Raw genomic sequence first — 23,100 nt, 5'->3', positions numbered from 1 at the left:
AATATGTGTGGTATTGTAGGTTATATAGGGCACAGAGAGGCTTACCCTATTATCGTTAACGGATTAAAAAGACTTGAATATAGAGGCTATGATAGTGCAGGACTTGTATTATCTACGAATCAAGGATTTCAGTTGGTGAAAACCAAAGGTAAAGTTGTTGACTTAGAGGATAAAGCTTCAGGATTAGATAAAACGCCAAATATTGGTATTGGTCACACTCGTTGGGCAACTCACGGTGTTCCAAATGATGTAAACTCGCATCCACATTTATCTAACAATGGTCGTTTAGTGATTGTTCACAATGGAATCATTGAAAACTATGAGTCAATTAAGCAGTTATTAACTGATAAAGGATATACATTCCATAGCGATACGGATACAGAAGTTTTAGTTAACTTCATTCAATTATTTCAAGAAGAGCACAACTTAAATTTAACGGACGCTGTTCGTATGGCTTTAAATGAAGTTATTGGAGCATATGCCATCGCTGTATTAGATAAAGAAGACCCTGATACTTTTGTAGTAGGACGTTTAGGAAGTCCATTAGCTATTGGTATTGGTGAAAACGAATTTTTTGTTGCATCGGATGCTTCTCCATTTATCGAGTTTACAAAAGACGCGATTTATTTAGAAGATGGTGATATGGCTACTATTCGCTTAGGTGAGGAAGTTGATATCAGAACAATTCAAAATAATGAGCCTGTTCCATTAGATGTACAAGAATTACAATTAAATATCGAAGCGATTGAAAAAGGTGGATACGATAATTTCATGTTAAAAGAAATTAATGAACAACCTCGATCTATTCGTGATACAATGCGTGGACGATTATTGGTAAATGAAGGTGTTATTAAAATGGCCGGAATTTGGGATAATCAAGAGAAATTCTTAAAAGCAAAACGAATCATTATCGTTGCTTGTGGAACATCTTACCATGCAGGTTTAGTGGCTGAGTATATGATTGAGGATTTTGCTCGTATTCCTGTAGAAGTGGAATATGCTTCAGAATTCCGTTACCGTAACCCAATCATTAAGAAAAGTGATATTGTAATCGCTATTTCTCAATCGGGAGAAACGGCTGATACTTTAGCAGCATTAAAATTAGCGAAAGAAAAAGGTGCTTTTATCTTTGGTATTAATAACGTGGTAGGATCTTCTATCGCTCGTATTACAGATGCAGGTGCATATACACATGCAGGACCAGAGATTGGAGTTGCTTCTACTAAAGCTTTCACTGCTCAATTAACAATTTTAGCTTTAATTGCATTAAAATTAGGAAAACATAACGGAGAATTATCAGCGGAGAAATTCAACTTATTAACTCGCGAATTAGAACGTATTCCTGATTTAGTTCAACAAATTTTAGACAATTGTGAAGGGGTTGTAGATGCTATTGCAGAAAAATACAAAGACAACCGAAATGCAATTTATTTAGGTCGTGGATACAATTATCCATCGGCTTTAGAAGGAGCATTAAAATTAAAAGAGATTTCTTATATCCATGCAGAAGGTTACCCAGCTGCTGAGATGAAACATGGACCAATCGCTTTATTAGATGAGAATATGCCTGTTATCGTTATTGCAACGAAAAAAGGATATTACGAAAAAGTGGTTTCTAACATCCAAGAAATCAAGTCACGTTCGGCAAAAGTTATTGCAATTGTAAACGAAGGGGATGAGCAAGTAACAGCAATGGCAGATGATGTTGTCGTAATCCCAGAAACGGCAGAGGAATTCTCTCCAATTCTTACAGCGATTCCGTTACAATTATTATCATACTGGATTGCAGTGAAGCTAGGTAAAAATGTGGATCAACCACGTAACTTAGCAAAATCAGTAACTGTTGAATAATATTTTAACATTTATAAATCAATAAAGGATAGCATTTTGCTATCCTTTTTTATTCAAATTACAAAGATTTAAGATTATATTTAAACTTTACAAAAGACGATAAATTCATGTTTACAGGAATAGTAGAAGGTACAGGGAAAGTAATTGCCATTGAACAAGATCAATCCAATATTCACTTTTGGATTCAATCTGATTTTACAGCAGAGTTAAAAATTGATCAAAGTGTAGCACACAATGGAGTATGCCTTACTGTGGTAGATTTTCGAGAAGATCAATACAAAGTTACAGCCATTCAAGAAACATTAAATAAAACCAATTTAGGAGATCTTAGAGTAGGTGATTTAATCAATTTAGAACGTTGTTTACAATTCAATGGACGTATCGATGGTCATATTGTTCAAGGTCATGTGGATCAGACGGGTATTGTAAAAAGCATTGTAAACAGCGATGGAAGTTATGTAATCACGGTCAATTATAATGAAGAATTGTATGGTAACGTAACTGTAGAAAAAGGTTCAATTTGTTTAAACGGAATTAGTTTAACTGTTTTGGATAGTTCAGTAGGAGAATTCTCTGTTGCAATCATTCCTTATACTTGGGAGTTTACGAATTTACATCAGTTAGCTGAAGGAGATACTGTAAATTTAGAATTTGATATTTTAGGAAAGTACATCAAAAGATTAATGCATAAATAAGAATGTCTTCTCGATTTCGTATAAATTTTAATTCGATTCCGATAAAGATAACATTGTACATGATAGCAGTGTTATTAACTACGGCTGTTCTTATTTTACTTATTACCAATCGTCACTTTAACGATCAAACTAAAAAATATCACGAAGATATTTTAAATCGTAAAGAGAAGGCGGTTCTTACGTCGATTGACTATTTGTTGGATTCTTATTCGATTTCGGATGGGATTAATAAAGACAATGTTATCCCGATTATCGGAGAGCGTATGCTAGAAATTTCGGATATTAACAAGTTGGATATCGTTTTATACGATTATCGTGGAAACTTGAGAATGACTACTTTAGGCGAGTCGCCTCGTTATCCTGTTTTACCCCAATTTATATTAGACAGTTTAAATAAGAATGGTTATTATAAAGAATCGATTCAGGAAAAAGATAAAGACCGTTCCTATTATGCTTCATACAGCTATGTTAAAGATGTTTTTGCTTCTGAAAATTTAGCGATTGTCAACTTGCCTTACGAAACCAATGATGTCTTCTTACAAGATGATATGTTTACTTTGATGGGAAGCTATGGGGTTGCTTTTATGTTTATTCTTCTTCTTGGAGCAATTATGATTTATGTGGTAAGTAATAATACCTTTAATAAGTTAAGTTCTTTTGCAGAACGAATTAAAGAAACAGAAGTGATTTCGAATAATATTCCCATTCAGTACGATCGTGAGGATGAAATTCGTGTGTTGGTCGACGCCTATAATGAGATGTTGATTAAACTAAAAGCTCAATCGGAACAATTAGCAACGATAGAAAGGGAAGAAGCATGGAGAGAATTTGCGCGACAAGTGGCACATGAGATTAAAAATCCATTGACACCGATGAAGTTGATGATTCAGAATTATATGCGAAAATTCGAATCGGATGATACTGAGTTAACAGCGCGAACAAAACGTACTTCTGCAATTCTAATGCAGCAGATTGAAACCATTGAATCCATTGCCGATGCATTTTCTGATTTTGCTAAAATGCCAAACCGTAAAGATGAGCTAATCGACATTGTAGAGGTGATTAAAAATACGTTGGAGATTTTTCCAATGCAATATATTACTTACACATTTTCGCGACCTCAAATCAATACGATGTTCGATAAACAGTATCTGAATCGTATTGTGACCAATATTGTAAAGAATGCATTTCAGTCTATTCCTATGAATCGTACAGCAATCATATCTGTTGACGTTTCATTAGTTGAAAATCATATCATGATTATTATTGAAGATAATGGAAAAGGAATTTCAGATGATGAAAAACAAGAAATTTTTAAGCCACGCTTCACAACAAAATCCAGTGGTTCTGGAATTGGATTATCAATGGTAAAAAAGATTATTGAAGATTATAATGGGTCAATTGAATTTGATAGTACCGTGGATGTTGGATCAAAATTTATTATAAAATTTCCATTTAGAAAGGATGAGAAAGTCGTTTAGGTTTAAGCAGTTTGAGATTTATCAAGATCAAACAGCAATGAAAGTAGGAACAGATGGGGTTTTATTAGGTGCTTGGGCTGAATTGAAACAAGGAAAACATGTCTTAGATATCGGATCCGGGACAGGTCTAATCAGTCTTATGCTTGCACAACGTTTTACAGAGGCTCTAATTGATGCAGTTGAATTAGATGAATCTGCATTCAATCAAACCAATGAAAACTTCTTAAACTCAAAATATACTGATCGTTTAGCAGTTTATCAAATGCCTATTCAATCGTATCAAACGATGAAGAAATACGATTTGATTGTGAGTAATCCTCCATTTTTCGTAAACAATGAAAGAGTGGAGTTGGATGCTCGTAAAACGGCTCGACAACAAGAGACCCTTACATTTGATCAACTATTAAAGAAAACGAAGGAATTATTAGCAGAAAATGGAAGAGCATCGTTTATTATACCATTTGATTTGGAAGAGCAGTTTGTAATAATTGCCAAAGGTTTAAATTTATTTCCTCAACGATTGGTTCACATTAAAGGAAACGCAAATGCTCCTTATAAACGTAGTATGATTGAGCTTGGATTTCACCCTACAGGTCCGATGATTTCAACTTTAATTATAGAAGTGGATCGTCATCAGTATACAGAGGATTATATCCAACTGACCAAAGATTTTTATTTAAAAATGTGACTAGTCCTAAAATAGATTGACAGTTATTAAACAATATTTATATCCGAAGAGATTTTATTTCTTCGGATATTTTGTGTCTCATTTCAGGGGTCTGCATATTGAGACTCAAATGAGGACGTGTCTTATTATAAAGATACACACTTTGTTCTACCATTTTGGTTAATTCAGTGAGATCTTTAGTTTTTTCGATTAAAAATTCTTGTTTCAATATCCCATTAATTCTTTGCGCTAAAGCATTTTGATAACAATCATAGCCATCAGTCATCGATGGTATAATCTGATTTTGTTTTAAAATTGCCTGATAATATTCCGAACAATATTGCAATCCTCTATCCGAATGATGGATTAATTTCTCATTATTTACTCTATTTTTAATAGCCATTTTTAGCGCTATAGATACATTTTCTGCATTCATATTTTCACTTACAGAATAACCCATTATTTTTCGACTATAGGCATCTGTTACCAAAGAAAGATAACAAACAGCTTGCTTGGTTTTTACATATGTTATATCACTCACAAAAACCTGTTCCGGTTTATTTACCTCTATTTCTTTGTATAAATTAGGATGTTTCCTTAACCAATGTTTAGAGAATGTGGTTCTTGTATATTGTTTTTTAGGTTTTATGAGTAAATTTTCTCTTCTCAGATAATCAAACAAAGCATCTCGACCTATCTTGATGTTAAGCTCTTTTAGTTGTTCACTCAGAATATAGTAAAGCTTTCGAGTTCCTAATCGTGGTAATTTCATTCGAACTTCCAGAACTAATTTTTTAACGTGTAAAAGCTCTGATTCTCGAATAGAATGACGCTTTAATGCCGCATAGAAACTTTGGCGACTTAACCCAAGCAATCGACATGAGCAAGAAATAGTTATTTCTTGTTTTTGGAGTTTGAGGATTGTTGGGTATTGTACTTTTTTCTGATTTGTGTACCAAGCTGTTCATCGGCTATATCAATCATTGTGTTAAGAATTTTGACTCTTAGCTTTTCGTCAACCAATTCTTGTTCTAACCGTTTAATTTTTTGCGCTGGAGTTTCTTCTGATTTTGACATAGTATAAATAATTGGTTTGCTCCAATCTAAGTTGCCATATTTTCTTAGCCAAACCAAAACTGTACTTTTTCCTTGTATTCCATAGCATTTTTGAGCTTGTTTGTAAGTAAAGTCGCCTTTTTCTACTTGAGAAACAACGGCTAATTTAAAGCCCAAGGTATAATCGCGCTGTGTTCGCTTTTTTCTCTCTAAATCTGATGATTTCATAATAAGTTGATTTTAGTGTCAACTTATTTCAGGACGGGACAATGTAATAAAAAAAGTCCTTTCTGTAGAAAGGACTTTTTTGTGATATGAGATTAATCGAATTAGATTAATGGTCCACCAGATAATAATTCTGGAGTTGCAAATTCCGCAAATTTCTCGAAGTTTGCTTTAAATTTACCTGCTAATTCTTTGGCGTTGTTTTCGTAAGCTTCAGGCGTATCGAATGATGTTGCTGGATTTAATTTTTCAGCATCTACTCCTTCGATAGCAACTGGTACTTCAAATCCGAAATATGGATCTTTTTTGTATTCTACGTTGTCTAAATCTCCTCTTAATGCAGCGTTAATTACCGCACGAGTATCTTTTAAAGACATACGTTTTTTCTGTCCATTCCATCCCGTGTTGATTAACCAAACGTTCACCCCTGTTTTCTCCACTTTGTCGCTTAACATTTCAGCATACTTCGTTGGATGTAATGGCATAAATGGAGCACCAAAACAAGAAGAGAATGTTGTTTGAGGTTCTGTAACACCTGCTTCAGTTCCCGCAACTTTTGATGTGTATCCAGAGATAAATAAGTAAGCGGCTTGATCTGGATTTAATTTTGCAATTGGAGGGAAAACTCCATAGGCATCAAATGATAAAAAGAAAATATTTTTAGGGTTTGTACCTAATGAAGGTTCAGCGATATTTTCGATGAAATCAATCGGGTAAGAAACACGTGTATTTTCTGTAATATCAGTATTTGCGAAATCAACTTCTTTTGTACCTTCAAAGTAACCTACATTTTCTAATAAAGCACCTTCTTTAATTGCTCCATAGATTTCTGGCTCTCCTTCAGCTGATAAGTTAATTACTTTAGCATAACACCCACCTTCAAAGTTGAATACCGTATTGTCATCTGTCCAACCGTGTTCGTCATCACCAATTAAACGACGATTTTTATCCGCAGATAAAGTCGTTTTACCAGTTCCTGATAAACCAAAGAACATTGCTGTATCTCCGTTTTCACCAGAATTAGCAGAACAATGCATTGGTAAAGTATTTTTCTCTACAGGTAAAATAAAGTTTAACGCTGAGAAAATCCCTTTTTTCATTTCCCCAGTGTATCCTGTACCACCGTTTAAAACGATTTTACGTTTAAAGTTTAAGATAGAGAAATTATGTTGTCTCGTTCCATCTGTAGCAGGATCAGCCACAAAAGTTGGAGCATTAATAATTGTCCATTCAGAATCTCCAAATGATTTTAATTCTTCCTCTGTAGGACGAATAAACATATTATAGATAAATAAGTTTGCACCTGGAGTTTCAGTTATAGCTCTAATTTTCGTTTTGAAGCGATCATCAGCACAAGCAAAAGCATCACGAACATAGATGTCTTTTCCGCTTAAATGAGCAACGACTTTGTCGTATAAAGCATCAAATTTTTCAGAATCGAAAGGAATATTAATGTTACCATCCCACCATACGGTTTCTTCCGTAATATCGTCTTTTACGATAAAGCGGTCTTTAGGTGATCTACCTGTAAACTCTCCTGTTAAAATATTAACAGCGCCAGATGTAGTAATTTCACCCTGACCAGTTTCAACCATTTTCGTAGTTAATTCTTCTGGGCTTAATTGATAGTGTATCGTGGAATTTAAAATTCCGTATTTTGCCAATTCTACGCTCATTTTTGTGATTTTATTATAGTTTTTTTTATTTTTATGTATAAATACGCGACAAATTTAAAAAAAATATAGCACTTAAATTTTGATTTATGTCATTTACTTAAACGATTTCGTAATCTTAAAATTATGCTATATTTAATGGTTCTTATGCATGCATATAAAAAAAAACTTGCATATCATTTAAGTTTTCTATTTTTGCAGTAGTTTACAACAATTAAAATTAGAATATTATGTCTGACATTACATCAAGAGTGAAAGCGATTATCGTAGATAAATTAGGAGTTGACGAAAGCGAAGTAACTCTAGAAGCAAGCTTCACTAACGATTTAGGAGCTGATTCATTAGATACAGTTGAATTAATCATGGAGTTCGAAAAAGAATTTGATATTCAAATTCCAGACGATCAAGCTGAGAAAATCTCTACTGTAGGTCAAGCTGTTAAATACATCGAAGACTTAAACAAGTAATAGTTCCTTATTCTATATGGAATTAAAAAGAGTAGTAGTAACAGGTTTAGGCGCTCTTACACCAATTGGAAACACTTACCACGAATACTGGGAAGCGTTAAAAAATGGTGTAAGTGGCGCTGCGCCTATTACGCTATTTGATGCTTCTCAATTTAAAACACAATTTGCGTGTGAAGTGAAAAACTTCAACATCGAAGATCACTTTGATCGTAAAGAAGCACGTAAGTTAGACCGTTGTGCACAATTAGGAATAGTTGCTGCTAGAGAAGCTGTGAAAGACAGTGGTATTTTAGACGATGCCAACGTAAACAAAGAGCGTATAGGTGTAATTTGGGGTTCTGGTATCGGAGGAATTAAAACATTCGAAGAAGAGGTTACAAGCTACGCAACCGGGAATGGAACACCACGTTTCAATCCATTCTTCATCCCAAAAATGATTGCAGATATTACTCCAGGGCATATTTCGATGGAATATGGTTTTATGGGGCCTAACTATACAACTGTTTCAGCATGTGCTTCTTCAACGAATGCCATTATCGATGCATTTATGTTAATCCAATTAGGAAAAGCTAATGCAATCGTTACAGGTGGTTCGGAAGCTGCAGTAACTGAATCAAGTATGGGTGGATTTAATGCTTTACATGCATTATCGACACGTAATGATGATCCAAAAACAGCATCTCGTCCATTTGATAAAGACCGTGATGGTTTTATCATGGGAGAAGGTGGAGGATGTATCATCTTAGAAGAATATGAACATGCCGTTGCGCGTGGAGCAAAAATTTATGCTGAATTAGTAGGAGGTGGACTTTCTGCTGATGCTCACCACTTAACTGCACCACATCCAGAAGGATTAGGAGCATTTAATGTGATGAAAAATGCATTAGATGATGCAAATATTCGTCTGGAAGATATTGATCACATCAATATGCACGGAACATCAACTCCATTAGGAGACATCGCAGAATCAAAAGCAATCACTAAATTATTTGGTGATCATGCCTACAATATTCAAATTAACTCGACTAAATCGATGACAGGTCACCTTTTAGGTGCAGCTGGAATCATAGAAGCTATTGCAGCGATTAGTGCGGTTAAAAACGACATTGTACCTCCAACCATTAATCACTTTACGGATGATGAAAATCTTGATCCAAAAATTGATTACACATTCAATGTGGCAAAAGAAAGAGTAGTTAACTACGCTTTAAGTAACACATTTGGATTCGGTGGACACAATGCATGTGTGATATTCAAGAAGTATAAGTAATGTTTTTTCTTCAAAAATTATTTTCTTTTAAAAAAAAACGAGTTGAGTCACCAGATGACGCACCTTTATTAGAGTTTTTACGATCGATTTTAGGATACTATCCAAGCAATGTAGAAGTTTTTAAAGAAGCATTTACACATCGATCTGCACAGAAAAAAGATGATAAAGGCAACAGTATTAATTTTGAAAGATTAGAATTTTTGGGAGATGCATTACTTGGTGCTTCTGCCGCTACACACTTATACTACCAAGCTCCAGATCAACAAGAAGGTTATTTAACGAAAATGCGTTCAAAAATTGTTTCACGTAAGCAATTGAATACCATTTCAAAACAATTGGGATTATTAACACATTTAGAACCCAAAAATAACCACGCCAATTTAGGGGAAGATGTGAATGGAGATTTATTAGAAGCCTTAGTTGGAGCAATCTATGTCGACAAGGATATCCAAGCCGTAGAATCTTTTATCAAAAGCAAAATTATCGATCCTCATGCGGATTTAGATCGTTTAGAGCATACCATTACCAGTCATAAATCATTGATTTTGGAGTGGTCTCAAAAAACGAGAAATACGTTGAGATTCAATACTTTTGAAGAACAAAATGCGGAAGATCTACAAGTATTTGTTTCGGTTATCCGTTTGAATGATAAAGTGATTGCGAAAGGAAGAGGAACTTCTAAGAAAAAAGCAGAAGAGAGTGCATCAAAACGCGCTTACTATATGCTACAGAAAAAAATGGATAATATATAATTGAATGGCAGAATACCTCTTATTAGACGATTTTATTGACTTTCAGTTAGTAGGAGTACATTCTTCATTTGAATCCTCGTTTCAATTTATATATCATTTGAATCAAACCTTTGATACCCGTTTTCATCGGATCAAAGATTTAGATATCTTGATTAATCAACAAGAATTCTTTTTTTCTACTTACCATTGGTTCGATACATTTAATAAAATCGAATATTATATTATTAAAAATCGCCCTATTCAGGTGGTTTCTAAAAATAAAGAAGTAGATTTATCTCAGCTATTTCAGGCCGAATTTCCTTTAATTCAAAAATATAAGGAATGTAATTATATCCTAAAAGTAGCAGGATGGGAAGATGATATAGAAAATTTGATTATTCCTTTCAAAACCAATAATTTTATAAATAATATTGAAGTTTATGATATTGATACGATTAGTGATGCTGATCGATTGATATTTTAACGATAAATAGTGTGCAAAAAAAGGGAAAAATATGGTTTACGATAAAAACTATCTGAAAAAAACAAAAATTGTTGCGACTTTAGGTCCTGCAACAGAACGTCGCGAAGTAATTCTTGAAATGATGAAAAAGGGAACGGATGTCTTCCGTATCAACTTTTCGCATGCGGATTATGCAGACGTAAAAAACAAAATTGATACAATACACCAATTGAACGAGGAGTTCGGTTATAATACTGCAATTTTAGCCGATTTACAAGGTCCAAAACTACGTATCGGTAAAATGGAACACGAGGATTTTGTAATTAATCCAGGGGACATTTTAACGTTTACAAATGAGGATGTTGTTGGGACAAACGAAAAAGTCTTTATGACGTACAAAAAGTTTGCTCAAGATGTACAAGTTGGCGAAAACATCTTAATTGATGATGGGAAGTTAATCTTAAAAGTAATTGAAACTAATGGAGTAGATGTTGTAAAAGCAGAAACAATCCAAGGTGGACCATTACGTTCTAAAAAAGGGGTTAATTTACCTAATACTAAAATTTCATTACCTGCATTAACTGAGAAGGATAAAGAAGATGCGAAATTCGCTATTGAAAACCGTGTGGATTGGTTTGCTTTATCGTTTGTACGTTCTGGGCAAGATGTAGTGGATTTACAAGAATTTATTAAAGAACATGCTTCATTTAAAATTCCAATTATTTCTAAAATTGAGAAACCAGAAGCGTTAGAAAATATCGATGATATCTTAGTTCATTCGGATGGATTGATGGTCGCTCGTGGAGATTTAGGAGTAGAAGTTCCTTTTGAAATTGTTCCAAAAGCGCAAAAACAATTAATTGATAAAGCGAAATTAGCGCGTAAGCCAGTTATTGTTGCAACGCAAATGATGGAAACAATGATTTCGAGTTTAACACCTACTCGTGCTGAAGTTTCTGATGTTGCGAATGCCGTGTTTGATGGAGCTGATGCTGTAATGTTATCAGGAGAGACTTCTGTAGGTTTATATCCTGTTCAAGTAATTGAAAAGATGACAAAAATTCTTCAAACAGTAGAAGATGATCATCACATCAATATTCCAGAACATAAGCCAAAAGTGAAAAATGAGCGTTTTGTAACAGATATTGTATGTTACAATGCAGCAAAAATGGTATCTCATACGGATGCCAAAGCTATTGCTACCTTAACGTATTCAGGGTATACGGCTTTTCAAATTTCATCTCACCGTCCAAATGCCTTTATCTTAGTCTTTAACCCAAGTAAACGTATCAATCGTATGTTGAACTTATTATGGGGGGTAAAATCGATCAACTATGATCCACGTGATACTTCAACAGACCAAACGGTAACGGAGGTAAATATCTTAGCAAAAAACCACGGATATGTGGATTATGGAGATTACATCTTAAATTTAAATGCAATGCCAGCTTTCGAAAAAGGAATCACGAATACATTACGTATTTCTATGGTATAAGCTTTTTTGTTAGTTTCATATATTATCCTTCTAAATTTCGGTTTAGAAGGATTTTTTATTCGTGAATATCCACGTTAAAAGTTGTCTATTCAGTTGAATAATTGTTAAATTTGTATCCAAATCGGTTTTAAATTATGATTGACCAAATCAAACAATATATAGAAGAAGTGAAAAACTTCCATTCGACAAATGCTGCCGAAATTGAGGAGTTTAGAATTAAATTTTTAGGTAAAAAAGGAATTTTAAATGACTTGTTTGCACAATTCAAAGCAGTTCCTAACGAAGAGAAGAAAGAATTTGGTCAAGTTGTAAATGAATTAAAAACATTAGCAACAGAAAAAGCGACTGTTCTTAAAAACGAAATTTCGTCTGAAGGTACAACGGACGCTGGATTAGATTTAACACGTCCAGGTGAGCCATTTACTTTAGGTTCTCGTCATCCAATCAACATTACGAAAAACAGAATTTTAGAAATCTTCAAACGTATTGGTTTTGGAGTTTCTGAGGGGCCTGAAATTGAAGATGATTGGCACAACTTTACAGCCCTAAATTTACCAACATATCACCCAGCACGTGATATGCAAGATACGTTCTTCATCGAGCAAGACCCAGATATTGTTTTACGTACACATACATCGTCTGTACAAATTCGTCATATGGAAAACCATCAACCACCAATGCGTTTCTTAGCGCCAGGTCGTGTTTACCGTAACGAAGCGATTTCTTCTCGTTCACACATGATGTTCCACCAAATCGAAGGGTTATACATCGATAAAGGAGTTTCTTTTGCCGATTTAAAGCAAACATTAAGCTACTTTACACAAGAGTTATTCGGTAAGTCAGAAATTCGTTTACGTCCTTCTTATTTCCCATTTACAGAACCTTCTGCTGAAGTTGATGTGTACTGGGGATTAGAAACAGAAACAGATTACCGTATGACAAAAGGTACAGGATGGTTAGAAATCATGGGATGTGGTATGATTGATCCTAACGTATTGAAAAACGTAAACATCGATCCAGAAGTTTATTCAGGTTATGCTTTCGGTATGGGAATTGAGCGTATCGCTTTATTATTATATCAAATTGGAGACATCCGTTTATACACAGAAAATGACGTTAGATTCTTAGAACAATTCAAATCAGAATTATTCTAAGGGTTTAATATTATTATAGACTTTAAAAGGAACTCCTCGGAGTTCCTTTTTTTATTTTAATTGTTCATAATAATATAATTCATGGGTTGGGAAAAGCTCTGGATGAAAAATTTTCCCTAAATCTTTTAATATAATGTCGGGACGAACGATTCCTGATTCATAAATATCCAATGCTCCAATCTTATTTTTACGTTTTGAATAATTATATACATGGCCCGTTTTATAGGCCTTAAACCAAGAATATTCCTTACGATCATTGCTCATTTGTACCAATGAAGAATAATTAATCACGTTTAACCAATGAGTAGCATCTTTCGCCTTTGTATATACTTCTTCGAAGGAAGAATTGGTCACCAAATCATCTCCTTTTTTGCCAAAAATATAATTTCCTTTTGCGTCTTCAATCAATTGAACTTGAATTGATTCTTTGTTGGGGATGTACCAAACGTCTCCCATCATGGTATTTAGAAAAGTTGAAACATTAGGGTTACCTTTTTCTTGAATTAACGCTTTTGTTTCTAAATAACTGTTTTTAATGGTTTCAAATTTTTGATGCGCAACCTCTTCTTTGCCAATCAACTTTCCGATTACTTTTAGATATTCTGCTTGTGCTAAAGGTGTTTTCTCTTTGTATTCGTCCAAATAAAGAATCTTAATTCCATTTTCTTTTAATTGATGATGATATTTAGCTAAAACAGGATTAGTGTTCGCTATTATTAGTTGAGGCCGATGTTTTAATATAAGTTCTGTATATAATTCGTTAGAGGCACCTATTTCTAGTATTTCTTGAAGAGTTATTTTATTTCTAATTTCAGCATTATAAATATAATTAGGATCTGTCACACCTTTTACCAAAGAAAGTGCTTCTAATTCGTTTAAATAAGCTACAGCAGCAGAACTTTCTACCATTATTGATGTGATAGGTAAATCATTTGGAGTAAAAGTTATAATTTCTTCACCAACTCGATAACTAATTTTTTCTTCATCATTAGTAACAACGATATTTTCGATATAATCGAACGATTTAGATTTTGTATGTTTTATTGGTTCATTTTCCTTGCTGCATCCGATGATAAGAGTAGTGGCAAGTAATAAAATGTAAAATTTACTCATTTTGAATTTTATTTTCTGACGTTGAAGGTAATAAATAATCGAAAGATAAAATTATTTTAAAATTTAAGTGTTTGAAAAAGATAGGATTATAAAATATTTTAAAAATTATTCAAAAAACGTTTGGAATTATAGTTTGAACTACCTTATATTTGCATCCGAATTAAAGAACAAACGTTCTCTCTTTCAAATGGCGTCGTGGCGCAACTGAATAGCGCACTTGATTACGGCTCAAGAGGTTGCAGGTTTGAATCCTGCCGACGTCACAAACTAAAACTCATCAAGCAATTGATGAGTTTTTTTTATGTCTTTACTTTTTTGGATTACTAAACTGTATCAAGTTTAAATGATTGTAGTAATTGGTTGAAATTTAGTGTATTAATTTTGTAATCGTCAGTATTAAATACTTCAATATTAAAAGTACTATCAGTTTTAAAAGCTGAAAAAGTTCTACCGGAATGTCCGACATAACTTTCATTTAATTTACTGTCAATTAGAGTTTTTAAATAAGTGTTTATAGCTTTTTTATGATTATTTGTAAGTTTAATCGTATCATTTTTAATCCATTGATGAAATTCTGGATCACTATATAATTCACTAATTGTATTGCAATCAACTCTTGATTTTCTGTAATTTAAGTAAACTTGGTTATCTTTTCCAAAGAATTCTAAAATTTCATCGTGACCACCCCATTCTCCACATTCATCAAATGAGGCAGTGATATAAAACCTTAATTGATTATTATTTTGACCTAATTCGTGACTACTGAAGAAGTGATTTAATTGGTTATTCTCAATAGGTTTCTGTTTGTTACACGATGCAAAAATTAATAGAAGATTTAGGAATAGAATTTTTTTCATATACAGGAGAATGACCTTACTAAAAATAATAAAAAAAGCCATCCCTTTCGGAATGGCTGAAGAAATTATTTTTTTCTGAAATAAATTTCGATTGGAACACCTGAGAAATCAAACTCACGTCTTAAATGATTTTCAATAAAACGTTTGTACGGATCTTTCACATACTGTGGTAAGTTTGCAAAGAATGCAAACTGAGGTGTTTTTGTTGGTAATTGTGTTACATATTTAATCTTAATGTACTTTCCTTTGATTGCTGGAGGAGGAGTAATCTCGATTAATGGTAACATAATTTCGTTTAACTTACTTGTACGGATACGACGAGAACGGTTTTCGTACACACGAATAAATGTTTCTACCGCTTTGTGTACACGTTGTTTTGTTAAAGCAGAAATAAATAGAATCGGAATATCGTTGAAAGGAGCAATACGACGACGTAATTGTTCTTCAAATTCTTTCATCGTGTTTGTTTCTTTCTCAACTAAATCCCATTTGTTGATTAAAATAACAACTCCTTTACGGTTTTTCTCTGCTAAATGTAAGATATTTAAATCCTGAGCTTCGATACCACGAGTAGCATCTACCATTAATACACAAACATCACATTCTTCGATGGCACGAATAGATCGCATCACAGAGTAAAACTCTAAATCTTCACTTACTTTACCTTTTTTACGCATTCCGGCAGTGTCCACTAAAACGAACTCTTGCCCAAATTTGTTGTATAAAGTCTCGATCGAATCACGAGTTGTTCCGGCGATATCTGTAACAATGTTACGTTCTTCACCTAATAAAGCATTAATAAATGTAGACTTCCCTGCATTAGGACGTCCTACAATTGTCACACGAGGTAAACCTTCGTATGGATCTTCGTATTCAACTTCTTCAAAGCATTCTACGACTTCATCTAATAATTCACCAGTACCCGATCCTGTCATTGCAGAAATCGTGTGCATTTTTTCGAAACCTAAGTTATAGAACTCATAGGTATCGTGTAAATTTTTGTTGGTATCGACCTTATTCACAACTAAGAATGTAGGCTTCTTAGTGCGTCTTAAAAGAGCGCCAACTTCCTTATCCATGTCCGTTAAACCAGCCTGATTATCTACAACGAATAAAATAACATTTGCTTCGTCGATAGCTAATTCTACTTGCTTACGGATCTCTTCTTCAAAGGTATCATCTGAACCAACGACATACCCTCCGGTATCGATTACAGTAAATTCTTTACCAATCCACTCCGATTTTCCATAGTGACGGTCACGTGTAACACCCGAAGTGTCATCTACGATTGCTTGTCTTTTTTGGATTAAACGGTTGAAGAAAGTTGATTTACCAACGTTTGGTCTTCCTACAATTGCAACTAAATTTGACATGTGGCAAAGGTACAACATTTGTCAAATAGTTAAATATGAAATTGATATTTACTCAAATAAATAATTTTAAGGCGTTTTTTCGATCAAAAAATCTACATCTAACGTACCTTTAGGGTAAAATTAGAATCAAATGTCCAGTTTAATTTTGATGTTCTTATGTTTATCCGTCGGGATAGCCATTAAGAAATTACCCAATTTTCCAAAAAATACGCATGTTGTTTTAAATCAATTTGTTCTGTTTATTTCGTTGCCTGCAATGGCATTGTATTATTTGCCTGAAATTAAAATTGGTTGGGATCTCTTGTTTCCTGCTTCAGTGGCTTATATTGGATTTTTATTTGCACTTATCATTTTTGTGCCATTAGCGAAAATATTTGGATGGTCTAAAAAATTATTAGGATGTCTTTTATTGACAGCAGGTTTAGGAAACACTTCATTTGTTGGAATTCCAATTATTCAAGCATTGTATGGGGATGAAGGAATTAAATCGTTGATTATTGTCGATATTCCTGGTACAGTGGTGGTATTGTCTAGTGCAGGGATGCTAACAGCGATAGCGTGTTCAAAAGGAAAATCGAATGCGAAGTCCATTTTGATGAACTTAATTAAATTTCCACCGTTTATAGCGTTTCTATTCGGATTAATTATGCTTGGTCTTAATTTACATTTTCCAGATTCTATACGCGAGGTATTTGCAAAATTAATGGCTACAGTAAGTCCATTAGCACTGGTCTCAGTAGGATTTCAATTGAAAATCGAGCGAAGAAGTAAACATTGGAAGTTTTTAGCCTTAGGTTTATTCTATTGTTTATTAATTTGGCCTATCGTATGTTTTGCTATTTATTGTTTAGGTTTTCAACAAACAGGAATTCCAATTAAAGTTTCTATTATGGAAGCAGCAATGCCCCCAATGATTACAGGAGCCATTTTGGCGGTACAATATGGATTAAAACCACGATTAGCTAATATGATGATTGGAGTGGGAATTCCGATCTCATTTTTAACATTAGCGATATGGTATTTCTTCTTAGAATGGTATTTAGGGGTATAAATAATATAAAAAAAGGATTGAAAAACATTTCAATCCTTTTTTATTATGCTTGTTTTAATAATTTCAATTGCTCTTTTTCAGCGACTACCTTGCGTAATCCTGAGCTTGAAAAACGGTGATCTCTTGAGTTAAAATATAATTCAATCCCCTTCTCTTCACAATATTCTCTTCCTGTAAAATTTTTGTCTTTGTACTCTACACCTAAAATACGAACATCAATATCAAAAGCTCTTAAAATGTCTTCCAAATCTTGTTCTGTAGCATAAGGTACAATTTCATCCACGTATTTACATCCTTTTAATTGAATGTAACGTTCAACAACAGTCTGAGTGGGTTTGTTTTTTTCTGGGCGGTCTAATGTAGGGTCAGTTTGTAATCCTACAATAAGATAATCACAATGTTTTTTGGCATCCTCTAACATTTTGATATGCCCGGCATGTAATAAATCAAATGCACTGAATGTAATACCGATTTTCATAGTTTATGGGTTTTAGGTTTTTTTAATCGTTTCCGCGATTGTAATCATCTTCGATGCGGATGATGTCATCTTCACCGAAATATGAACCATGCTGAACTTCAACAAAAATTAAAGTTTCGTCACCAATGTTTTGGATTCGGTGCTTGGCTTGTAATGGAATAATAACGACTTCGCCAGGTTTATAAACTGTATCTACACCATCTAAAGTGACTTTAGCTGTTCCTTTGATAATTGTCCATACTTCTGCGCGGTGTTTGTGATATTGGTAAGATAAACGTCCACCGATATTTACCTCGATGCGTTTTACTTTATGCGTCGCTTCATCTTCCAATACATAATAAGTACCCCACGGTCTGTTACCAATCTCCATATATTTTAATCGTTTATAATAAGATTTTTCAATCCTATGTTATTGCAAGTTAAAGAAAAAAATAATTCAAAACTCGCCTTTTAAGTTATTTTAATTTTAAATAAAAAAACCCCAAACTTACGTTTGAGGTTTTAAAGGTGGTGCCTCCAGGAATCGAACCAGGGACACAAGGATTTTCAGTCCTTTGCTCTACCAACTGAGCTAAGGCACCTTCTCATTTGGGACTGCAAATATATGGAATGTTGTATGATATCTCCAAATTATAACAATACTTTTTTTTATAATTTAAAATGAATGTCTTTTATTTTATTGATTATGATAGAACTAAATAAAAAATTATTTTTAAACAATTTTTACATCACATGGATTTAGGCATCAACTGGATAGAGATTTGGGTATTGGTAAAAGAATGGTACTGGATACCACTCATGTTAATTTATATCAGCGTTATTTTTACAATTCTCATTGAAAATAAAAATCCTACCAAAACGATCGCTTGGATATTGGTCATCATCTTAATTCCATTACTAGGGATTTTATTGTATTATTTTTTTGGACAAGATTTTAAAAAGGATCTCTATTTTAAAAAGATTGATAAAAAAACATCAGCCGAATTTATCCGAAATTGGAAGAAAATCAATCATTTAATTGAAAAAGATTTTGAAAAAATCGAAACATTAATCGGTAGCCAAGTAAAAGTTTTTAAATACCTAAACCATACATTATCCTCTCCACCTTTTATTCATAATCATGTTCGATTATTACGGAATGGGGAAGAAAAATTTCCTGAATTTTTAGCAGCTATCCAACAAGCAAAACACCATATTCATTTGGAATACTATATTTTTGAACCCGATCATATCGGGTTTAAAATTATTGACACGCTTATCAAAAAATCTAATGAAGGGGTAGAAGTTCGTATCACAACGGATGATTTTGGTTCGCCAAAATTGAATAAGAGGTATCGTGAGTTATTTAAAAACTCGAAGGTTCAATACCAAACTTTTTTACCGGTGAGGTTTAATTCGTTGGCCAATTCGAACTTTAGAAATCACCGTAAGATCTTAATTGTGGATGGAGAAATTGCTTTTGTAGGAGGCATTAATATATCTGATAAATATATTAATAACAATCAGAATGCATTGTACTGGCGGGATACATCTTTAATGATCAAAGGAGATGCCGTAAATCTATTGCAATTACGATTTTGGATGGATTGGAAGATGGCAGATGGAGAGGATTTTAACGTGTTTGGATATGATTACGTTAAGATTCATGATGAGGTAAAGAAAGGAGCAGTAGTTGGATTCGCGTTTACTTCACCGGGAGCATCTGTTCCTTCTGCGATGGAGTCAATGATTTTAGCCATTACCCTTGCAAAGAGAAAAATCCGTATTACAACACCTTATTTTATTCCAAGTGACGAATTTAAATCAGCCCTTTTGATTGCTGCAAATAGTGGAGTAGAAGTTGAACTTTTAATGCCCAAGGTGGGTGATTCTCTAATTGTGCAAGAAGCATCGCTTTCTTTTACAAAACGTTTAATGGAACATGGAGTAAAAGTTTATTTATACGAAAAAGGATTTGTGCATGCTAAAACAATTACTATTGATGACGATTTAGCCTTTATAGGAACAGTGAATCTTGATAATCGTAGTTTCTTTATTAATTTTGAATTAACAGCTGTTGTACACGATAAAATTCTGATCAGTAATATGATAAAAGATTTTGATGAAGATCGATTCAATTCAATGTTAATGACCATTGAGAAATGGAAAAATGTATCGATGTTTCGAAGAGCATTTGCATCCATATGTCGACTATTAGCCCCAATATTATAAGCATGGAAATACGTTTTATAGAACCTGAAGAAAAAGAAAAGATAAAAGCTCTATTTATACGCGAATGGAAATCCGATGTCATGGTTTCGCGCGAGAAGAAACATCAAATAGAAGATTTAGAAACGATTATTGCTCTTGAAAATGAAAAGATTGAAGGAATATTAACGTTTCATACTATGGGGAATCAAGCTGAAATTGTTTCTTTGGATAGTTTTGATGAAGGTAAAGGGATTGGAACAACATTGTTAGATTTTACCTTAAATCATTTTAAAAGCATGAAGTTAGACCGAATATGGTTAATTACTTCAAATGATAATTGCCATGCGATGCGTTTTTATCAAAAAAGAGGATGGAAAATGGTAAATATACATTTCAATGCAATTGAAGAAGCTCGAAAAATTAAACCTGAAATTCCTTTGGTTGGATACGATGGAATTCCTATTTTACACGAAATTGAATTTGAATATAGTTTATGAATAATATAAGTTTAAAAAAAGTCATCTTATTTGTCATCCTATTGATTGTGGGATACATTGTAATTGATGCCATAATGCATTGGGATGAAGCAGTTGAAGTATTTAATAGAGGCTTTAACGATATGAATGAAATAAATGAAAATAGAAGTAAAGCGAATTTAAAATAAAAAAAGCCACTTCGAAAGAAGTGGCTTTTCTACTATCTCAATACTACTATCTAGTATCTAATTTTATCCTACTTGTACACCGTTTGGCGTTTCAGCTTCAGGATTAACGAACGTTAATTTTCCGTCTGCTTTATCCGCAAATAATAACATTCCGTGCGATTCGATTCCACGAATTTTACGAGGTGCTAAATTTGCTAAAACCATGGCTTGTTTACCAACCACTTCTTCTAAAGTAAAGTGCTCAGCAATTCCAGAAACGATTGTACGAACATCCATTCCTGTATCCACTTTTAATTCGAATAATTTATCTGCTTTTTCTACTTTCTTCGCTTCTAAAATTGTTCCGATACGGATATCCATTTTTTGGAAATCATCAAAAGAAATTAATTCTTTTTGAGGTTCAGCATTTGGATTCGTCATATTATTTTTTGCTTTACTTTCTTGTAATTTATTGATTTGCGCTTCTACGGCTTCGTCTTCGATTTTACCGAAAATTAATGCTGATTCTCCTAATTGATGTCCTTCAGTAATGAATTCGTCCGCTGATTCTAACGTATTCCAATCGATTTTATCTACGTTCATCATGTTTAGAATCTTCTCAGAAGCAAATGGTAAGAATGGTTCAGCTAATTGTCCTAAAGCCACAGCAATTTGAGTCGCTGCATTCATAATTCCTTTTACTTCTTCTGGATTATCACCTTTTTTCCAAGGTTCTTGCGCTTGTAAGAATTGGTTTCCTAAACGTGCTAAGTTCATGTATTCTGTTAAAGCAGCACGGAATTCGTATTTCTCGATGTGTTCACCGATACGCGTCGCAAATCCTTTGATTTGTGCTACTTCTTCAAATTCGATTGTTTTAGCAGGAACAATTCCTTGGTAATATTTGTGTGATAACACCATGACACGGTTGATAAAGTTTCCTAAAATACCAACTAACTCTGAGTTGTTTTTCGTTTGGAAATCTTTCCATGTAAAGTTGTTATCTTTATTCTCAGGCATGTTAGCTGTTAATACATAACGTAATGTATCGGCTTGTCCTGGGAAATCTTCTAAATATTCGTGTGCCCAAACAGCCCAGTTTCTTGAAGTTGAAATTTTATCATCTTCTAAGTTTAAGAACTCGTTGGCTGGTACATTATCTGGCATAATGTAATCCCCGTGTGCTTTCATCATTGTAGGGAAAATAATACAGTGGAAAACGATGTTATCTTTACCGATGAAGTGAACTAATTTCGTTTCTTCATTTTGCCAGTAATCTTTCCAATCTTTTCCGTTTTTCTCCGCCCATTCTTGCGTGAAAGAAATATATCCAATTGGCGCATCAAACCAAACGTACATTACTTTTCCTTCCGCTCCTTCAACAGGAACTGGAATTCCCCAGTTTAAATCACGCGTCATTGCACGAGGTTTTAAACCATCGTCTAACCATGATTTAACTTGTCCGTACACATTCGACTTCCAATCGTCTTTATGCCCATCCAAAATCCATTCTTTTAAGAAATCTTGGTATTGGTCTAATGGTAAATACCAGTTTTTCGTTTCTTTTTTAATTGGAGTGTTTCCAGATAAAGCGGAACGAGGATTAATTAATTCTTCTGGACTTAACGTCGATCCACATTTTTCACATTGATCTCCGTAAGCATCTGGATTTTGACATTTAGGACATTCTCCACGGATGTATCGATCCGCTAAGAATTCTTTTGCCTCTTCGTCGTAATATTGTTCAGAAACTTCTTCTGTAAATTTTCCGTTATCGTATAAAGTTTTGAAGAAATCTTGGGCAACTTCTTTATGCTTTGCTGAAGTTGTACGTGAGTAAACATCGAAAGTAACTCCGAAATTTTCTAAAGTAGATTTGATGTTTTCGTGGTAGCGGTCAACGATATCTTGGGGAGTTACTCCTTCGTTCTTTGCACGAATAGTAATTGGAATTCCGTGTTCGTCCGATCCACCGATAAACGCTACATCTTTCCCTTTTCTTCTTAAGTAACGCGCAAAGATGTCAGAAGGTACGTAAACTCCTGCCATATGCCCGATATGTAATGGTCCGTTTGCGTATGGTAACGCAGCCGTAATTGTATATCTATTTGTTTTACACATTATCTATTACTTTATAGAGCAAAGATACAATTTGCATTTTGTTTGA

The 23,100-nt window shown here is 33.7% G+C and carries 22 protein-coding genes and 2 tRNA genes; 15 read left to right on the top strand and 9 right to left on the bottom strand.

Annotated features, from left to right (window positions below; all coding sequences use genetic code 11):
- Positions 1-3: 3 nt before the first annotated feature.
- The 4 genes from glmS (at position 4) to AC1QSP_RS09720 (ending at position 4,715) form a co-directional block, all read left to right on the top strand.
- Positions 4-1,851: a glutamine--fructose-6-phosphate transaminase (isomerizing) gene (glmS, locus tag AC1QSP_RS09735; protein WP_322971486.1), complete on the top strand. Its 1,848-nt coding sequence runs from the start codon at positions 4-6 to the stop codon at positions 1,849-1,851.
- Positions 1,852-1,958: 107 nt separating this feature from the next.
- On the top strand, positions 1,959-2,546 hold the full coding sequence (locus AC1QSP_RS09730; RefSeq protein ID WP_322971487.1) for a riboflavin synthase: 588 nt from the start codon (positions 1,959-1,961) through the stop codon (positions 2,544-2,546).
- A 59-nt stretch (positions 2,547-2,605) separates the two neighbouring features.
- The gene (locus tag AC1QSP_RS09725) at positions 2,606-4,027 is read left to right on the top strand and encodes a sensor histidine kinase (RefSeq protein ID WP_484078527.1); all 1,422 of its coding nucleotides are present in this window, start codon (positions 2,606-2,608) and stop codon (positions 4,025-4,027) included.
- Positions 4,011-4,715 carry a tRNA1(Val) (adenine(37)-N6)-methyltransferase gene (locus AC1QSP_RS09720; protein WP_484078526.1) on the top strand — a complete coding sequence of 235 codons (705 nt, stop codon included), beginning with the start codon at positions 4,011-4,013 and terminating at the stop codon, positions 4,713-4,715. Before AC1QSP_RS09725 ends, AC1QSP_RS09720 begins: the two co-directional genes overlap by 17 nt.
- 37 nt (positions 4,716-4,752) lie before the next feature.
- Here the strand turns inward: AC1QSP_RS09720 and AC1QSP_RS09715 are convergent.
- Positions 4,753-5,978 (bottom strand): IS3 family transposase gene (locus AC1QSP_RS09715; RefSeq protein WP_484078525.1). Its coding sequence is split into 2 segments (ribosomal slippage): positions 4,753-5,592 and positions 5,595-5,978, totalling 1,224 coding nucleotides; the frame shifts between segments, so codons are not numbered across the junction.
- Between the two features lie 101 nt (positions 5,979-6,079).
- Positions 6,080-7,651: a phosphoenolpyruvate carboxykinase (ATP) gene (gene pckA / locus AC1QSP_RS09710; protein ID WP_484078524.1), complete on the bottom strand. Its 1,572-nt coding sequence runs from the start codon at positions 7,649-7,651 to the stop codon at positions 6,080-6,082.
- A 227-nt stretch (positions 7,652-7,878) separates the two neighbouring features.
- Here pckA and AC1QSP_RS09705 point away from each other — a divergent pair, with 227 nt between their 5' ends.
- From AC1QSP_RS09705 to pheS, 6 genes are all read left to right on the top strand, one after another.
- Entirely contained in the window at positions 7,879-8,115 is a 237-nt protein-coding gene (locus AC1QSP_RS09705; RefSeq protein WP_019975541.1) for an acyl carrier protein, read from the top strand.
- A 16-nt stretch (positions 8,116-8,131) separates the two neighbouring features.
- Positions 8,132-9,385, top strand: a complete 1,254-nt coding sequence (gene fabF, locus AC1QSP_RS09700) for a beta-ketoacyl-ACP synthase II (protein WP_484078523.1) — start codon at positions 8,132-8,134, stop codon at positions 9,383-9,385.
- The gene (locus AC1QSP_RS09695) at positions 9,385-10,137 is read left to right on the top strand and encodes a ribonuclease III family protein (protein ID WP_484078522.1); all 753 of its coding nucleotides are present in this window, start codon (positions 9,385-9,387) and stop codon (positions 10,135-10,137) included. Before fabF ends, AC1QSP_RS09695 begins: the two co-directional genes overlap by 1 nt.
- 4 nt (positions 10,138-10,141) lie before the next feature.
- On the top strand, positions 10,142-10,600 hold the full coding sequence (locus AC1QSP_RS09690; RefSeq protein WP_484078521.1) for an IPExxxVDY family protein: 459 nt from the start codon (positions 10,142-10,144) through the stop codon (positions 10,598-10,600).
- Positions 10,601-10,631: 31 nt separating this feature from the next.
- A complete protein-coding gene (gene pyk, locus AC1QSP_RS09685; RefSeq protein WP_484078520.1) occupies positions 10,632-12,074 on the top strand; it encodes a pyruvate kinase in 1,443 nt (480 codons plus the stop codon).
- Positions 12,075-12,208: 134 nt separating this feature from the next.
- Positions 12,209-13,228 carry a phenylalanine--tRNA ligase subunit alpha gene (pheS, locus tag AC1QSP_RS09680; protein ID WP_322971495.1) on the top strand — a complete coding sequence of 340 codons (1,020 nt, stop codon included), beginning with the start codon at positions 12,209-12,211 and terminating at the stop codon, positions 13,226-13,228.
- A gap of 51 nt (positions 13,229-13,279) precedes the next feature.
- On the opposite strand, the gene AC1QSP_RS09675 is transcribed toward pheS, so the two are convergent.
- Positions 13,280-14,341, bottom strand: coding sequence for an ABC transporter substrate-binding protein (locus AC1QSP_RS09675; RefSeq protein WP_484078519.1), 1,062 nt, complete (start codon positions 14,339-14,341; stop codon positions 13,280-13,282).
- Between the two features lie 189 nt (positions 14,342-14,530).
- On the opposite strand from AC1QSP_RS09675, the gene AC1QSP_RS09670 reads away from it, so the two are divergent.
- Positions 14,531-14,604, top strand: a tRNA-Arg gene (locus AC1QSP_RS09670).
- A gap of 60 nt (positions 14,605-14,664) precedes the next feature.
- On the opposite strand, the gene AC1QSP_RS09665 is transcribed toward AC1QSP_RS09670, so the two are convergent.
- Together AC1QSP_RS09665 and der are read right to left on the bottom strand one after the other, a co-directional pair.
- On the bottom strand, positions 14,665-15,198 hold the full coding sequence (locus AC1QSP_RS09665; RefSeq protein WP_484078518.1) for a hypothetical protein: 534 nt from the start codon (positions 15,196-15,198) through the stop codon (positions 14,665-14,667).
- A 65-nt stretch (positions 15,199-15,263) separates the two neighbouring features.
- Complete coding sequence (der, locus tag AC1QSP_RS09660; protein ID WP_322971497.1) at positions 15,264-16,571, bottom strand: ribosome biogenesis GTPase Der; 1,308 nt, start codon at positions 16,569-16,571, stop codon at positions 15,264-15,266.
- 130 nt (positions 16,572-16,701) lie between these two features.
- Here der and AC1QSP_RS09655 point away from each other — a divergent pair, with 130 nt between their 5' ends.
- Complete coding sequence (locus tag AC1QSP_RS09655; RefSeq protein ID WP_484078517.1) at positions 16,702-17,622, top strand: AEC family transporter; 921 nt, start codon at positions 16,702-16,704, stop codon at positions 17,620-17,622.
- Positions 17,623-17,665: 43 nt separating this feature from the next.
- On the opposite strand, the gene AC1QSP_RS09650 is transcribed toward AC1QSP_RS09655, so the two are convergent.
- From AC1QSP_RS09650 to AC1QSP_RS09640, 3 genes are all read right to left on the bottom strand, one after another.
- Positions 17,666-18,100: an adenylyltransferase/cytidyltransferase family protein gene (locus AC1QSP_RS09650; RefSeq protein ID WP_322971499.1), complete on the bottom strand. Its 435-nt coding sequence runs from the start codon at positions 18,098-18,100 to the stop codon at positions 17,666-17,668.
- A 22-nt stretch (positions 18,101-18,122) separates the two neighbouring features.
- The gene (locus AC1QSP_RS09645) at positions 18,123-18,470 is read right to left on the bottom strand and encodes a phosphomannose isomerase type II C-terminal cupin domain (protein WP_322971500.1); all 348 of its coding nucleotides are present in this window, start codon (positions 18,468-18,470) and stop codon (positions 18,123-18,125) included.
- A gap of 138 nt (positions 18,471-18,608) precedes the next feature.
- Positions 18,609-18,681 (bottom strand) — tRNA-Phe (locus AC1QSP_RS09640).
- Positions 18,682-18,832: 151 nt separating this feature from the next.
- On the opposite strand from AC1QSP_RS09640, the gene cls reads away from it, so the two are divergent.
- From cls to AC1QSP_RS09625, 3 genes are read left to right on the top strand one after another with little or no spacing between them, the layout of a single operon-like run.
- Entirely contained in the window at positions 18,833-20,311 is a 1,479-nt protein-coding gene (gene cls, locus AC1QSP_RS09635) for a cardiolipin synthase (protein ID WP_484078516.1), read from the top strand.
- A gap of 2 nt (positions 20,312-20,313) precedes the next feature.
- Positions 20,314-20,787, top strand: coding sequence for a GNAT family N-acetyltransferase (locus tag AC1QSP_RS09630; protein ID WP_484078515.1), 474 nt, complete (start codon positions 20,314-20,316; stop codon positions 20,785-20,787).
- Positions 20,784-20,954, top strand: coding sequence for a hypothetical protein (locus tag AC1QSP_RS09625; RefSeq protein WP_484078514.1), 171 nt, complete (start codon positions 20,784-20,786; stop codon positions 20,952-20,954). Before AC1QSP_RS09630 ends, AC1QSP_RS09625 begins: the two co-directional genes overlap by 4 nt.
- 63 nt (positions 20,955-21,017) lie before the next feature.
- On the opposite strand, the gene metG is transcribed toward AC1QSP_RS09625, so the two are convergent.
- Positions 21,018-23,054: a methionine--tRNA ligase gene (metG, locus tag AC1QSP_RS09620; protein WP_484078513.1), complete on the bottom strand. Its 2,037-nt coding sequence runs from the start codon at positions 23,052-23,054 to the stop codon at positions 21,018-21,020.
- Positions 23,055-23,100: the final 46 nt, after the last annotated feature.

Source organism: Faecalibacter sp. (assembly GCF_057177045.1).
This window is presented reverse-complemented; position numbering and strand designations above follow the sequence as displayed.